General features: G+C 71.7%; 13 protein-coding genes. 5 read left to right on the top strand and 8 right to left on the bottom strand.

What is annotated here, in order from left to right:
- Window positions 1–395 precede the first annotated feature (395 nt).
- Window positions 396–1,292, bottom strand: coding sequence for a LysR family transcriptional regulator (locus ASF45_RS15855; protein ID WP_056664323.1), 897 nt, complete (start codon window positions 1,290–1,292; stop codon window positions 396–398).
- 72 nt (window positions 1,293–1,364) lie between these two features.
- Here ASF45_RS15855 and ASF45_RS15850 point away from each other — a divergent pair, with 72 nt between their 5' ends.
- Both ASF45_RS15850 and ASF45_RS15845 read left to right on the top strand, forming a co-directional pair.
- A complete protein-coding gene (locus ASF45_RS15850) occupies window positions 1,365–1,799 on the top strand; it encodes a PACE efflux transporter (protein ID WP_056664320.1) in 435 nt (144 codons plus the stop codon).
- Window positions 1,800–1,882: 83 nt separating this feature from the next.
- On the top strand, window positions 1,883–4,399 hold the full coding sequence (locus ASF45_RS15845; protein ID WP_082551048.1) for a mechanosensitive ion channel domain-containing protein: 2,517 nt from the start codon (window positions 1,883–1,885) through the stop codon (window positions 4,397–4,399).
- A gap of 58 nt (window positions 4,400–4,457) precedes the next feature.
- Here the strand turns inward: ASF45_RS15845 and phnX are convergent, their stop codons facing one another.
- The 6 genes from phnX to ASF45_RS15815 are packed head-to-tail and all read right to left on the bottom strand — an operon-like array spanning window position 4,458 to window position 11,007.
- A complete protein-coding gene (gene phnX / locus ASF45_RS15840) occupies window positions 4,458–5,306 on the bottom strand; it encodes a phosphonoacetaldehyde hydrolase (RefSeq protein ID WP_056664317.1) in 849 nt (282 codons plus the stop codon).
- Between the two features lie 26 nt (window positions 5,307–5,332).
- Window positions 5,333–6,457: a TIGR03364 family FAD-dependent oxidoreductase gene (locus tag ASF45_RS15835; protein ID WP_056664313.1), complete on the bottom strand. Its 1,125-nt coding sequence runs from the start codon at window positions 6,455–6,457 to the stop codon at window positions 5,333–5,335.
- Entirely contained in the window at window positions 6,454–7,137 is a 684-nt protein-coding gene (locus ASF45_RS15830; RefSeq protein ID WP_056664310.1) for an HAD family phosphatase, read from the bottom strand. The genes ASF45_RS15835 and ASF45_RS15830 overlap by 4 nt, the downstream gene beginning before the upstream one ends.
- Window positions 7,134–8,840: a putative 2-aminoethylphosphonate ABC transporter permease subunit gene (locus tag ASF45_RS15825; protein WP_056664307.1), complete on the bottom strand. Its 1,707-nt coding sequence runs from the start codon at window positions 8,838–8,840 to the stop codon at window positions 7,134–7,136. Before ASF45_RS15825 ends, ASF45_RS15830 begins: the two co-directional genes overlap by 4 nt.
- Window positions 8,837–9,964 (bottom strand): putative 2-aminoethylphosphonate ABC transporter ATP-binding protein, encoded by a 1,128-nt coding sequence (locus ASF45_RS15820; protein WP_056664304.1) that lies wholly within the window; start codon window positions 9,962–9,964, stop codon window positions 8,837–8,839. The genes ASF45_RS15825 and ASF45_RS15820 overlap by 4 nt, the downstream gene beginning before the upstream one ends.
- Window positions 9,964–11,007 carry a putative 2-aminoethylphosphonate ABC transporter substrate-binding protein gene (locus tag ASF45_RS15815; protein ID WP_056664301.1) on the bottom strand — a complete coding sequence of 348 codons (1,044 nt, stop codon included), beginning with the start codon at window positions 11,005–11,007 and terminating at the stop codon, window positions 9,964–9,966. Before ASF45_RS15815 ends, ASF45_RS15820 begins: the two co-directional genes overlap by 1 nt.
- A 163-nt stretch (window positions 11,008–11,170) precedes the next feature.
- Here ASF45_RS15815 and ASF45_RS15810 point away from each other — a divergent pair, with 163 nt between their 5' ends.
- Genes ASF45_RS15810 through ASF45_RS15800 form a run of 3 tightly spaced genes read left to right on the top strand, consistent with a single transcriptional unit; the run spans window position 11,171 to window position 13,336 of the window.
- Window positions 11,171–11,905: a phosphonate utilization associated transcriptional regulator gene (locus ASF45_RS15810; RefSeq protein ID WP_056664298.1), complete on the top strand. Its 735-nt coding sequence runs from the start codon at window positions 11,171–11,173 to the stop codon at window positions 11,903–11,905.
- 7 nt (window positions 11,906–11,912) lie between these two features.
- Window positions 11,913–12,470: a phosphonate degradation HD-domain oxygenase gene (locus tag ASF45_RS15805; RefSeq protein WP_056664296.1), complete on the top strand. Its 558-nt coding sequence runs from the start codon at window positions 11,913–11,915 to the stop codon at window positions 12,468–12,470.
- Window positions 12,467–13,336, top strand: coding sequence for a DMT family transporter (locus ASF45_RS15800; RefSeq protein WP_082551047.1), 870 nt, complete (start codon window positions 12,467–12,469; stop codon window positions 13,334–13,336). The genes ASF45_RS15805 and ASF45_RS15800 overlap by 4 nt, the downstream gene beginning before the upstream one ends.
- Before the next feature lie 52 nt (window positions 13,337–13,388).
- Here ASF45_RS15800 and ASF45_RS15795 read toward each other — a convergent pair whose 3' ends face one another.
- The gene (locus ASF45_RS15795; protein ID WP_082551046.1) at window positions 13,389–14,363 is read right to left on the bottom strand and encodes a tripartite tricarboxylate transporter substrate binding protein; all 975 of its coding nucleotides are present in this window, start codon (window positions 14,361–14,363) and stop codon (window positions 13,389–13,391) included.
- Between the last annotated feature and the right edge of the window lie 4 nt (window positions 14,364–14,367).

Here is a 14,367-nt window from a genome sequence, read left to right as displayed (position 1 = left end):
CCGCTTTACCCTAATGGCTGTTGGCAGCCCACACACAAGCGCCGACCTTGTTCCTATATCAATTGGGGATGGGGTGCGAGGCGGCAGGAGCGGGCCGCCTCACCTTTTTGTTTGATCGCATTCTGCACCGTGGGATGGCCGGGCCTTAAGGATCGGCAGGTGTTTTTAGGCACGACTCCGTGTCTGGTCAGGTCTACATCAAGCATCTCCCTTGAATGATGTTGTTTTTGGTCACTGCGGCCATCCGCCGGTCGACATCGCGGCGACGGCCAGGATGGGCCTTTTAAGGCCACGTACGTATTCCTCATTAATGATGCACACATTTTCAAGAATCTTTGTTATAGCAATCACGAGGATGGCTGCAGCGTAGAAGTGAGCAGTGAGGCAGTCAGTGACTAGGCCGCCCTCGCCCTTGCCATCCCCTCCACCAACGCCCTCCCCCCCAACCCCAACGGCCTCTCCCGCGACCACACCACGTCCACGCAGAGCGCCATCCCGTTGTCCAGCGTCTTGAGCGGCAGCGCCACCAGCCGCCCGCGGTCCAGCCGCTCCTGCACCAGGCTGGTCGGCAGCCAGCCCCAGCCCAGCCCGGCTTCGAGCAGGCCCATCGCGGCCTCGGGGCTGTCGGTGTGCCACACGTGGCGGCCGAACACCACGCGCGGGTCGGCCACGCCGCCGTCGCGGCCCGCGATCACGATCTGGCGCGTGTTGGCCAGCTGCAGCGCGCCCAGGCCGCCCGGCTGATCGGCCTCCCCCAGCAAGCCATGGCCGGGCGCCACCACGGCCAGCAGCGTCTCGTTGCCGACCTGGCGGAAGGCCTCGCGCCCGTCCAGCCGCGGGCGCTCGAACACCAGGGCCAGCTGCGCGCGGCCGGTGTGCAGCATGGCCAGCGCGTCGGCCTGGGGCGAGACCAGCACCTCCACATCCAGCAGCGGGTGCTCGGCCGCCAGCTGCGCGAGCGGGCCGGTCCAGCGCGACGACAGCAGCTCGGGCGTGATGGCCAGCGTGAGCCGCTCCTCCAGCCCCTGCGTGAGGGCCAGCGCATGCGCGTCCAGCGCGCGCAGCTGCTGCGCGATCTGCCGGGCCTGCGGCTCCAGCGCACGCGCGGCGGCCGTGGGCTGGGGCTCGCGCCCGCTGCGGTCGAACAGCGGGATGGCCAGCTCGGCCTCCAGGTTGGCCACCGCCATGCTGACGGCCGAGGGCACGCGGCCCAGCGAACGGGCGGCGGCGGAGAACGAACCCTGGTCGAGCACGGCCAGGAACAGGACGACGTTGTCGGAATTGAAGACCATGGGCGCAATCTATCAGCTGCGCTGACATGAGTTGACTTTTTCTTTCAGTGCAGCAGCCATACAGTCGCGGCCATGCAAGGCATTCAACGCAAGATCGTCTACGTCACCCTCTACGAAGGGATCGCCATCCTGTGCGCCAGCGTGGGGCTGGCCGCCATGTCCGGTGCGGGCGCGGGGCAGTCTACGGTGCTGGCCACCATCGCCTCGGCCATCGCGGTGATTTGGAACCTGGTGTTCAACACGCTGTTCGAGGCCTGGGAGAAGCGCCAGCCCGTGCGCGGGCGCTCGCTCAAGCGGCGCATCGGCCATGCGCTGGGCTTCGAGGGCGGGCTGGCCTTCATCCTGGTGCCGGTGTTCGCCTGGTACCTGGGCGTGGGCCTGTGGGAAGCCCTGCTCTACGACGCAGCGCTGCTGCTGTTCTTCCTGGTCTACACCTTCGTCTTCAACTGGGGCTTCGACCGCGTGTTCGGCCTGCCGGCCTCGGCGGCCGCGCCACAACCGGCCTGACACGCCCTGCGCCGCGCCCGCCGTCCAGGCAGGCGCGGCGGCCACCGGCGCGGCACGCGGCCAACGCATACTGCGGGCCGCCCATGCCCACTTCCACCCGCGCCCCCCTCCCCTCGTTCGCGGGCTCCCGCGCCCGGCTGCTGTGCGGCCTGCTGTGGCTGGCCGCGTGGCTGGCGCCCTGGCCCGTCGCCGCACAGGCGCTGCCTGCGGCCTCCGTGCCGGTGGCGCCCGCGGCGGCCGGCGTGGCGCCGATCCCGGTGGGTGCCATCCTGGCCCGCGCCGACGAAGACCAGGGCCTGGTCGACCGCGCGCGCCAGCTGCTGGCCGCGCCCGACCCCACGCCCGCTCTGGCGCGGGATCTCGAACGCATCGCCGCGGCCGTGGACGGCAAGCAGCGCGCCGGCGGCGGCGTGGCGATGGCCGACCTGCCCGTGATGCGGCTGGAGAGCCTGGGCCGGCACTGGCGCTTCGACGAACGCCGCTTCGACGCCTGGCAGGCGCGCGCCCAGCGCAGCCTGGCGCCCTATGGCGAGCAGCTGGCCCAGCTGGCGCAGCGCCGCATGGCCTGGGCCGCCACGCGGGCCGAGGGCCTGCTCGACAACCTGCCGGCCGTGCTGGCCGCGCGCGTGCAGGGCATGCTGGACGCGGTCGACGCGACCGAGGCCGCGCTTTCCACCGCGCTGGACCAGCAGGTGGCGCTGCACCAGCGCGCCAGCGAACTCAAGGCACGCATCCAGGCCGGCAGCGCCGCCACCGAGGCGGCCATCGACGAGATCGACCGCCGGCTGCTGCGGCGCGACGTGCCGCCGCTGTGGGTGCAGTGGCCCGCGCTGGGCACGCCGGGCCAGGCCCTGGACCAGGCGGAGCGCAGCCTGGGCATCGAGACCCGCTTTGCCGAGGACTACCAGGCCGACGGCAGCAGCAACGTGCAGGCGCTGCGCCTGCTCGAGCTGTTGCTGCTGCCGCTGGTCCTGTGGCTGACCTGGCGCAGCCGCCCCGCCGCACGGCCGGGCGACCAGCATGTGGAGCGCGCGCTGCGCCGTCCCTTCTCCACCTGGCTGCTGCTGTCCATGCTGGCGGTGCTGGTGCTGGAGCCCGACGCGCCGCTGCTGGTGGCCGAGGCCGCCCTGCTCATCGCACTGGTGCCGGTGCTGCGGCTGCTGCCGTCCGGCGTGCTGCAGGCGCTGGGCAGCTGGCCCTACGTGGCCGTCGGCCTGTACCTGGCCGACCGCGTGGGCGGCGTGCTGTCGGCCAGCCCCGGCCTGTACCGGCTCTACCTGCTGGCGCTGACGCTGCTGGCGCTGGGGCTGACCTGGCAGATGCAACGCGCCATCGCCCGCATGGCCGCGGCGCCCGGTGCGCCGAATGCGCCCAGTGCGCGGCTGCGCCAGGCCGGGCACCGGGCCGGCTGGGTGGTGCTGGTGCTGCTGGGCGTCTCGGCGGCCTGCAACATCGGCGGCAATGTCACGCTGGCGGAGACGCTGACCAGCGGCGTGATCGACAGCGGCTACTTCGCGCTGATGCTCTACGCCGCCGTGGCGGCCAGCCTGGGCCTGGTGCAGGCGCTGCTGCGCCAGCCCGAGTTCGCGCGCCGGCGTGCGGTGCAGCAGCATGCGCCGCAGTTGCTGGCGGCCTGCCGCCGCGTGCTGCTGCTGGCCGCCGCGCTGGGCTGGCTGGCCTACACCATGGAGCGGCTGCGCGTGCTGCGGCCGGCGCAGCAGATCGGGGCGGCGGTGCTGGACGTCGGCGTGGAGGTGGGCGAGGTCTCCATCCACCTGGGCGACGTGCTGGTCTTCGCGCTGGCCGTGTGGCTGGCCTGGTGGGCCGCGCGCGGCGTGCGCGGGCTGCTGCGCGAGGAGCTGCACGAGCACGCGCGGCTGCCGCGCGGCGTGGGCAACAGCATCGCCACGCTGAGCTACTACGGCGTGCTGGTGCTGGGCTTTCTGGTGGCGTTGTCGGCCGCGGGCTTCAAGGTCAGCCAGCTCACGCTGGTGTTCGGCGCGCTGGGCGTGGGCATCGGCTTCGGGCTGCAGAACGTGGTCAACCATTTCGTGTCGGGCCTGGTGCTGATGTTCGAGCGGCCGATCCAGCCCGGCGACATCGTGGACGCGGCCGGCATCTCGGGCTCGGTGCGCGAGATCGGGCTGCGCGCCACCACCATCCGCACCTTCGAGGGCGCCGACGTGGTGATGCCCAACGGCCTGCTGCTGGGCGGCAACCTCGTGAACTGGACGCTGTTCGACCGCAGCCGCCGCATCGAGGTGCCGGTGGGCGTGGCCTATGGCGCCGATCCCGCCCAGGTGCTGGCCCTGCTGGTGGAGACGGCACGCGGCACGCCGGGCGTGGCGTCAGAGCCTGCACCGGTGGCCGTGATGACGGGCTACGGCGACAGCGCGCTCAACTGCTCGCTGCGCGTGTGGACGCGCGACGTGAACGACTGGGTGACGGTGCGCAGCGCGGTGCTGGTGCGCGTGCTGGCCGCGCTGGAGGCGGCGGGTGTGGCGATTCCGTTCCCGCAGCGCGAGGTGCGGCTGCTGGGCGCCGCGCCGGCCGCGGCAGACAGCGTGCCGGGTGCCGCGCCTGGCGCGGGCCCGGCCTAGCCGGCTTCCAGGGCCGCGCCACCGCGGCGCCACACGCCGGGGCGCACCGGTCGCGCGCTCAACGCGGCTGCTCGCCGCGCGCCAACCGCTCGGCGATGGCGTCGAGCACGGGCGGCAGGTCGGCCACGGAGTCGATCACGTAGTGGGCGCCGGCGGCGCGCAGCCTGGCCACGGCCTCCGCCCGGCGGATGCCCTGCTCGGCCGGCGACAGCGCCTGCCAGTCGGCCAGCGGCAGGCCCATGGCGTTGCCGCTCACGGCCACGCCCACGGCCCAGGTGCCGGCGTTCAGGCCCTCCTCGATGCCGACCTCGGTGTCGTCGACCTTGACCACCGTGGCGGGCCAGCAGATGCCCAGGTCGGCGAAGCAGCGCCACATCATGAGCGGCGTGGGCCGGCCGGTGGCCTGGTCGCCGGCGCAGACCAGGTTGTCGGGCACGTAGCCGCCCCGGGCCGCGATGGCCGTCACCACCTCCATGATGGGCCGGTTGTAGCCCGTGGTGGAGCCGACCTTGAGGCCGCGCGCACGCACCGCGGCCACGGCCTCCAGCGCGCCGGGGATGAAGGCGGCGAAATCGGGCACCACGGCGGCGTTGAGCGGCGTGAAGACCTCGTACAGGCGGTCGATGTCGGCCTTGCCGGGCAACTGGCCGTACTGGGTTTCCCATTGCGCGGCGACGTCGGGCAGGCGCGTGAGGGCCTGGATGTGGTCCCACTTGGCCAGGCCCATGGGGCCGCGCGCCTGCGCGATGCTGATGTGGATGCCGAATTGCTCGAACAGCCGCACGAAGGCGCCCATGGGCGCGCAGGAGCCGAAATCCAGGATGGTGCCGGCCCAGTCGAACACCACGGCGCTCAGGCGGTCGCGGGCGGTGGAGACGGGTGTGGGTGCGGAGGCGGTCGTTTGCATGGTGTTGTCTCTCGGGGTGGATGGGTTCACCAGGCGGCGAACACGTCTTCGGCGATGCCGAAGGCGGTGCTCGCACCGGTGCCGCTGGTGACCAGCACGACACGGGTGGCGTCGTCGGGCCGGTCGATCAGGCAGTCGGTCTCAGCCGACGAAGGATAGGTGCCGACCCAGCGTTCGGTCACCTCGCAGCTGCGCAGGCGCAAGGTCTCGCGCAGGTGGCGCAGGATCAGCGCGTCCACGCGCTGGTCGGCGAAGGGCTCGGGCGCGGCGCCGTAGTGGTGCGAATCGCCCACCACCAGCGTGCCGTCGGCGCTCTGCACCACGATCAGGTGGATGCCGTGGGCCAGCGATTCGCCCTCCTCGCGCTGCATCTGGGCCTTGAGCGGCGCGGCCTCGGGCAGCCGGCTGTAGCCGTGGTAGCGCACCAGGCTCAGGTCGGCCATCACCGCGCCGGGCAGCTGGAAGCCGGGCTCGGGCCGCACGCGCAGCATCTGCAGCTGGCACAGGCGCAGCGCGTGCGGCGCCAGCCGCTCGGCGAACAGGCCGTGCAGCTCGGTGTTGGTGCAGACGGCCACGCGCTCGGCGTGCAGCACGGCGCGCGCCGTGCGCACGCGCGGCGTGGCCACTTCGAGCACCGCCTCGCCGAAGCGGAACACCACGCCATGCGCCTCGGCCAGCCAGCGCGCCAGGAGGCCGATGGCGGTGCGCGACTCCACGCGCATCTCGTGCGGGCTGTAGAGCACGCTCTGCGCGCCTTGCAGCTGCAGCGCGGGGGCGCGGCGGGCGGCCTCGCCCGTGTCCAGCAGTTCGCAGCCGGTACCCATCGGTGTGCGCAGGAAGGCTTCGAGCACGGTGTGGGCCGCGGGCCGGAAGGCCGTGAGGTACAGGCCGTGGTGCACGGCTTGGATGCCGGCCTGCGGCGCGACCTCGCCCCAGACCTCGCGCGCACGCCGGGCGCGTCGCCAGGTGTCGCCGGCACCCTGGCCGGTGACGGTGATGAAGCCGAAGTTGCGGATCGAGGCGCCGACGCAGGCCGCATCGCGCTCGACCACGCAGACCTTGAGGCCGCGCTTCGCAGCGGTGTACGCATGGGCCAGGCCGACGATGCCGGCGCCGACCACGACCAGGTCGAAGTGGGTGGAGGGGTTCATGGGAAATCGCGTTGCAGCCGCAGGACGGGCCAGTGGCGCTGCTGTGCCTGGGCCAGCAGCTGCGCATCGGGGTCGACGGCGCAGGGGTGGCCCACCGCCAGCAGCAGCGGCAGGTCGTTGATGGAATCGCTGTAGAAGGCGGCGCTGGCCAGCGCGGCATCGGCGTCTTCCCCGCGCGCGGCCAGCCAGTCGCGCAGCCGCGCGCGCTTGCCTTCGCGCATGTTCAGCGTGCCGGCGGTGCGGCCGGTGAAGCGGCCATCGGCCGCGGTCTCCAGCTCGGTGGCGATCAGGTGCGGGAAGTCCAGCGCCTGCGCGCTGGGCTCGGCCAGGATGCGGCTGGAGGCGGTGGTCAGCACCAGCCGGTCGCCGGCCGCGCGGTGCTGCTGCACGAGCGCGTGGGCGGCGGGCGGCAGGCGCGGCGCCAGCACGGTGGCGAAGTAGTCGTCGCGCAGCGGCTGCCACTGCTGCGGCGTGCGGCCCGCGAACAGCGCGGCGTAGAAGCCGCAGAACTCAGACGGCGTGGCCTCGCCGGCGTGGTAGCGGCGGTCCATCTCGGCGTTGCGTGCGGCCATGGCCGCATCGAGCAGGCCGCGGGCGCGCAGGTAGTCGAGCCACAGCACCTCGCTGTCGCCTGTCAGCAGCGTGTTGTCGAGGTCGAACAAGGCAAGTCGGGGCGTCATCGCGCGGGCGCCTTCCAGGCCTGCGTGCGCCGCTCCACCAGCTTGCCCACCGCCAGGTACAGCAGCGTGACCACGGCCGAGGTGGCGGCGATCAGCACGGCCATGGCCGCGGCGGGGCCGGTGTCGCCGGCTTCGTCCAGGTTCAGGATGGCCAGCGAGGCCACGCGCGTGTCGGGCGCATACAGGAACACCAGCGCCGAGATGGTGGTCATGGCGTTGATGAAGAAGTAGCGCGACACGTCCAGCAGCGCCGGTAGGCAGATCGGCAGCGTGACGCGCCGCAGCGTGGTGAGCAGCGGCACCTTGAGCGAGGCCGAGACGGACTCGAACTCGCCGTCGATGGACTTGAGCGCCGTGACCATGGTGATGTGGCCCGTGGTGTAGAAGTGCACCACGGTGCACAGCACCATCAGCGCCAGCGTCTGGTACAGCCCGCCCAGCGGATTGCCCGGCGCGTTGAAGAAGAAGATGTAGCCCAGCCCCAGCACCAGGCCCGGCACGGCCATGGGCAGCGTGGCCATGAGCCGCAGCACCGGGCGCACCGCACCCAGGCCGCGCGTCTTCTCCAGCAGGTAGGCGCCCATGAACACCACCAGCGTGCCGGCCACGGCCGTGCAGGCCGCCAGCTTGAGGCTGTTGAGCATGGCGCCGCCCAGGCCGGCGTCCAGCAGGCCGGCCACGTAATGGTTGAGGCTGGGCGCGAGGTTGTAGGGCCAGAAGGTGGCGAAGGACGCGAACACCGCCATGCCGAACATCGCCAGCACCAGCGCCACGATGGCGCCGCAGTACAGCGCCATCGCCACATCGAAGCGACGCCGGGGCCGCGGCACCAGGGCCACGGCGCGCGCCGTGAGCGTGGCGGTCTGGCGGCGCTGCACGGCCGCGTCGATGCCGAAGCTCAGCACAGCCGGCGCCAGCAGCAGCAGGGCCACCACCGCGCCGCGCTGGAAGTCCTGCTGGCCGATCACGAGCTTGAACACGTCGGTGGCCAGCACGTTGAAGCTGCCGCCCACCACCTTGGGGATGCCGAAGTCGGTGATGACCAGCGTGAAGCAGACCAGCGCGGCCGAGACCAGGCCGTACTTGGCGCCCGGCAGCGTGACGGTGAAGAACTTGCGCACGGTGGAGGTGCCCAGCGCGTCGGCGGCCTCGTACAGCCGCGCGTCGGCCAGCGCCAGCGCCGTGACCAGGATCATCAGCACGTGCGGGAAGGTGGCGAAGCACTGCGCCAGCACGATGCCGCTGGCGCCGTAGATGCTGTCGAAGCCCAGCGCCTGCCAGAAGTCCCTGGCGATGCCCTGGTTGCCGAACCAGTAGATCACCGAGATGGCCGACAGCAGCGAGGGTGCCAGCAGCGGCAGCAGCATCACGGTGCGCAGCAGGCCCTTGAACGGCACGCAGCTGCGCGTGAGCGCATAGGCGAAGGTGAAGGCCAGCGGCACCACGATGGCCGTGACCAGCAGCGACACCCACAGGCTGTTCCACAGGCTGCCGAGCAGCGCGGGCGAGCCCAGGTAGGCGATGAACGCGGCCGGGCCGGCCCCGCCCCGGAAGGCCTGGGCCAGGATGGCGAACAGCGGCGCCAGCAGGCCCACGACCAGCAGCAGCGCCACCACCAGCAGGCCCAGCTGGGGCAGCCGGTCGCCCAGGCCCTGGCGCAGGCGCGGTGCGGGCAGGTGCACGGTGGTGGCCACGGTGCTCACGCGTGGGCCCCGGACGCGGGGAACACGCGCAGCCGGTCCGACCGCAGCCCGAAGCGCACGCGGGCCCCGTGGCGCACCTGGAACTCGTCCATCTGGTTCAGCGAGTACTGCAGCTGGAGTTGCTGGCCGCCCAGGCCGTCGACGGCCACGTCGGCCAGGCAGTTGCCGCCCAGGAACTCGATGCCGCGCACCGTGCCTTCGCAGAGCAGGGGATCGTCCTCGCGCAGCGGGCCGACGACGCGGTCTTCGGGCCGCAGGTACAGCGCCACCGGGCGGCCGGGGTGGAAATCGGCGCCATGGCCGGAGGCACACTGCCAGCGCTTGTCGCCGCAGCGGAACCACTGCGCGCCTTCGGCCACGGCGTCCAGCCGGTTGACCTTGCCGATGAAGCCGGCCACGAAGGGCGTGGCCGGCTCGCGGTAGACCTCGGTGGGCGTGCCGACCTGCTCGATCACGCCATGGTTCATGACGACGATGCGGTCGGCCACGGACAGCGCCTCCTCCTGGTCGTGCGTGACCATGATGGTGGTCACGCCGAGCGCGCGCTGCAGCGCGCGCAGCTCGTTGCGCAGGTGCACGCGCACGATGGCGTCCAGCGCCGAGAGCGGCTCGTCCAGCAGCAGCAGGCCGGGCGAGGTGGCCAGCGCGCGCGCCAGCGCCACGCGCTGCTGCTGGCCGCCCGACATTTGCGCCGGGTACTTGGCGCCGCTGTCCGGCAGGCCGACCAGCTTCAGCAGCTCCTGCACGCGCGCGGCGATCTGCGCGCGCGGCTGGCGCCGGTTCACCAGGCCGTAGGCCACGTTGTCGGCGATGCTGAGGTTGGGGAACAGCGCGTACGACTGGAACACGATGCCGTAGTCGCGCTGGGCCGGCGGCAGCACCGAGATGTCGTGCCCGGCCTGCAGGATGCGGCCGGCGCTCTGCACCTCCAGGCCCGCGATGATGCGCAGCAGCGTGGTCTTGCCGCAGCCCGAGGGGCCGAGGAAGCAGACGAACTCGCCGCGCCGGATGTCCAGGTCGATCGCCTGGAGCGCCATGAAGCTGCCGAAGCGCTTCTGAACGCCTTGCAGGCGCAGGTAGGCGGGCTCGGGCGCTGCGGCCACAGCATCGGGGGCGGCGTGCATCACTTCTTCGCTTCGCTCTTGGCGTCGTAACGGCGGGTCCACTCGGTCAGCACGCGCTCGCGGCTGGTGGCCGACTGGTCGAAGTCCATCTTGATCAGGCGCGCCTCGTAGTCGGCCGGGATGTGGGCCAGCTTGGGCGCCACGCCGGGCTGCGCGGTGACGGCGAAGTTCTTGCCGTACAGCAGCATCGCGTCCTTGGACGAAGCCCAGTCGGCCAGCTTCTTGGCGGCGTCGAGCTTCTTCGTGCCCTTGTGGATGGCGAAGCCTTCCAGGTCCCAGCCCAGGCCTTCCTTGGGGAACACCAGCTCGATGGGGGCGCCCTTGGCCTTGTTGGTGTAGCCGCGGTACTCGAACGAGATGCCGGCCACGAACTCGCCGGCCGCCGCCATGTTGCAGGGCTTGGAGCCCGAATGCGTGTACTGCGCGATGTTCTGGTGCAGCGCGTCCATGTACTTCCAGCCGCCGCCCTTGCCGTTGTCGTCGCCCCACATCTGCAGCCAGGCCGCCACGTCGAAGTAGCCGGTGCCCGAGGAGGCCGGGTTGGGCATCACCACCTGGCCCTTGAACTCGGGCTTGGTCAGGTCGTGCCAGCTGGTGGGCAGCGGGATGTTGCGCTTCTTGGCTTCCACCGTGTTGAAGCACACCGTGGCGCCGAACACGTCCATGCCCCACCAGGCCGGCGGGGTCTTCTTGTCGCGGTACTTGGCCATGATGGCGTCCAGGTTCAGCGGCGCATAGGGTTCCAGCATGCCGTTCTTGTCGAACAGCGCCAGGCTGGAGGCGGCCACGCCCCAGATCACGTCGGCCTGCGGGTTGGCCTTCTCGGCCAGCAGCTTGGCCGTGACCACGCCGGTGGAGTCGCGCACCCACTTGATGGCGATGTCGGGGTGCACCTTGTTGAAGGCTTCCTGGTAGGCCTTGAGCTGGTCGGTCTCCAGCGCGGTGTAGACCGTGAGGTCGGTCTTCTGCGCATGCGCAGCGGCACCGAAGGCCAGGCCGATGGCCAGCGCTGCGACAGTCTTGGAGAGGGGGGCGAACGGCATGAAACGACTCCTGGGTCTGGGAAGAACAGCCGGCAATGTGCCAAGTGCAAATGTCATCCTCATGACACGGAGACGATGCAAAATGCGCGCCAGGATCGCTGATTGTCTATTGCAGATCGCAAATCGTAGACAATCTTCACTCTGCAACCCACCCTTTGCTAGCATGCCCACCAGTGCCCAGACCCACCCGACGATTGCACAGCTGCAGGGCAATTCCCTGGCCAAACTGGTGCAGAACGAAATCGAACGCATGGTTCTGGAAGGCCAGCTGCTGCCCGGCGCGAAGCTGACCGAATCCACGCTGGCCGACCAGCTCGGCGTGTCGCGCGGGCCGGTGCGCGAGGCCTTCCGTCTGCTCGAAGAGGCCGGCCTGGTACGCACCGAGAAGAACCGCGGCGTGTTCGTGCGCGACGTGCCGGTCGAGGAGGCGCTGGAGATCTTCGAGGTGCGCGCCGTGATGGACCTGTACGTGGGCCGCAAGCTCGCGCAGACCGCCACGCCGGCCCAGGTGCGCGAACTGCGCCAGCTGGTCGAGGCGATGGACCAGGCGGTGAAGGCCGGCAATGCGCAGGACTACCACCGCTTCAACCTGCAGTTCCACGACCGGCTGCTGGAGCTGGCCGGCAACGCCAAGCTGACCGCCACCTACCGCAAGCTGGTCAACGAGCTGTCGCTGTTCCGGCGCAAGAACCTCACGGACGAGTCGATGGCCGTGTACTCGCGCGAGCACCGCGCCATCGTCAAGGCCATCGCCTCGGGCGACGCCGATGCCGCCGGGCAGGCCATGTACGACCACGTGATGAACAGCCGCGAGCGCACGCGGCAGAACTTCGCGGCCGGCGAGCCGGCTGTGGCGGCCACGCCGGCCCGCGCGGCGCGGCGTGCGGTCGCGGCCTGAGGCGGCCATGGCCTTGACGCTGGACGACATCCGCACGCTGTTCGACCGGCGCGGCGCCGAGCAGTACAGCGGCGAGCCCGTGACGCAGCTGGCGCATGCGCTGCAGTGCGCCTGGCTGGCCGAGCAGGCCGGCGCCGACGACACGCTGGTCACGGCGGCCCTGCTGCACGACCTGGGCCATCTGCTGAACGACCAGGGCGCATCGCCCACGCTGCGCGGCATCGACGACCTGCACCAGTTCTACGCCCTGCCCTTCCTGCGCGGCCTGTTCGGCGACGCCGTGCTCGACCCGATCCGGTGGCATGTGGACGCCAAGCGCTACCTGTGCGCCACGCGGCCGCACTACCACGCCGCGCTGTCGGAGGACTCGCGGCGCAGCCTGGTGCTGCAGGGCGGCGTGTTCACGCCGGCGCAGGCCGACGCCTTCATCGCCCGCCCGCATGCGCACGAGGCCGTGCAGCTGCGGCTGTGGGACGACCAGGCCAAGACGGCCGGCCTGGCCACGCCGCCGCTGGCGCACTTCCTCGCGCGCGCTGAACGCTGCCGTCACGGCGCCGCTGCGTGACGCTGAGCGGGCCCGTCATCGCGGCCGTGCTGTTCGCCGCGCTGCTGCACGCGAGCTGGAACGCGCTGATCAAGTCGGCACCCGACAAGGCGCTGGACACCGGCCTGGTGCACAGCATCGGCGTGCTGTTCGCGCTGCCGCTGCTGGCCCTCACCGGGCTGCCGGCGGCGGCGGCCTGGCCCTACCTGGCGGCCTCGGCGCTGGTGCACGTGGGCTACTACATCGCGCTGGCCGGCGCCTACCAGCACGGCGACCTGGGGCTGACCTACCCGATCATGCGCGGCTGCGCGCCGCTGCTGGTGGCGCTGGGCAGCCACCAGCTGGTCGGCGAGCAGCTCTCGGCCACGGCGTGGCTGGGCGTGGTCGGCGTCTGTGTGGGCGTGGTGGTGCTGGGCCTGTCGCCGGCCAGCCTGCGCGCGGGCCACGCCAGCCGCAACAAGGCGTTGCGCTTCGCGCTGTTCAATGCCCTGATCATCGCGCTCTACACCGTGGTCGACGGCCTGGGCGTGCGGGCCGCCGGCGACGCCGGCGCCTATGTGGCAGCGCTGTTCCTGTTCGACGGCATCCCTTACCTGCTGCTGGTGCTGTGGCGCCGCGGTCCGGCCGGCCGGGCCGCGGCCCTGGGCTACCTGGCGCGGCGCGCGCGCATCGCCTGGCTGGGCACGCTGGCCTCGCTGGGCAGCTACGCGATCGCGCTGTGGGCCATGACGCGCGCGCCGGTGGCCGTGGTGGCGGCGCTGCGCGAGACCTCGGTGCTGTTCGCCGTGCTGATCGGCACGCTGTGGCTGCGCGAGCCCTTCGGCGCGCACCGGGCCGTGGGCGTGCTGGTCATGCTGGCCGGCATCCTGGCGCTGCGGGCGGGGTGAGGCCAGCTGCCAAGCAGGGGCCGGATGGACCAGGCTGGGGCGGGCACCGCGCTCATTGCAGGCCGATCTTGTTGCGGTGCGCCAGTGCGTTGAACTTGCTGAGGCTCTGCACCACGAAGTCCTGCGTCTGTGCCGGGCTGAGGCTGCCGGGCAGCTGGCCCGCGGCCTCGAGCGCGGCCTTCACCTCGGGCGTGGTCAGCGCCTCGGCGATGGCGGCATGGAGCTTGCCGACCACGGCCGCGTCCGTGCCCGCGGGCACGGCGGCCACGAAGAACTGCGTGGCGTCGTAGCCCTGGAGGCCGGCCTCGGCCATGGTCGGCACACCGGGCAGGCTGGGGATGCGGAACGGCGTGGTGACGGCGTAGGCGCGCAGCTTGCCGGCCTTGATCTGCGCCAGCACGGGTGTCACGCCCAGCATGCCCAGCGACACCTGGCCACCCACCACATCGGTCACGGCCTGTCCGCCGCCCTTGTAGGGCACGTGCACCATGCGGGTGCCGGCCATGGTGTTGAAGAGTTCGCCCGCCAGGTGCTGGCCCGTGCCGGTACCTGAACTCGCGAAGTTCCACTTGTCGGGCTCCTTCTTCATCGCGGCGATGAGGTCCTTGAGCCGCGGCGGCGTGCCCGCGGCCGCGCCCACGAACACGATGGGGCCCTGCGACAGCAGCGAGACGGCGGCGAGTTCGCGGCCGATCTCGGGCTGGCGCTGCGCGTGCAGCACAGGGCCGGGCACGGTGACCAGCGTGTAGCCGTCGTGGCCGGCACGGGCCGCGTACTGCAGCGCGAGCGCACCCGAAGCGCCCGGCCGGTTGTCGATGACGATGGACTGGCCGATCTTGTCGGCGACCGCGCGCGCGACGGCGCGCGTGAGCACGTCGACCGAGCCGCCGGGCACGAAGCCAACGATCCAGGTGATGGGCTTGGCCGCGGGCCAGGGCTTGGCGGCCTCGGCCTGGACGGCGAACGCCGCGAACGCGAGGGCACCGGCGGCGAAGGCACGGCGGGTGAAGGCAGAACGTGGGGTCATGGAA

This window comes from Pseudorhodoferax sp. Leaf265, from assembly GCF_001422365.1.
Lineage (GTDB): Bacteria > Pseudomonadota > Gammaproteobacteria > Burkholderiales > Burkholderiaceae_C > Pseudorhodoferax.
Note: the sequence above shows the minus strand (reverse complement) of the source record. Positions and strands in the feature narration are given on the sequence as shown.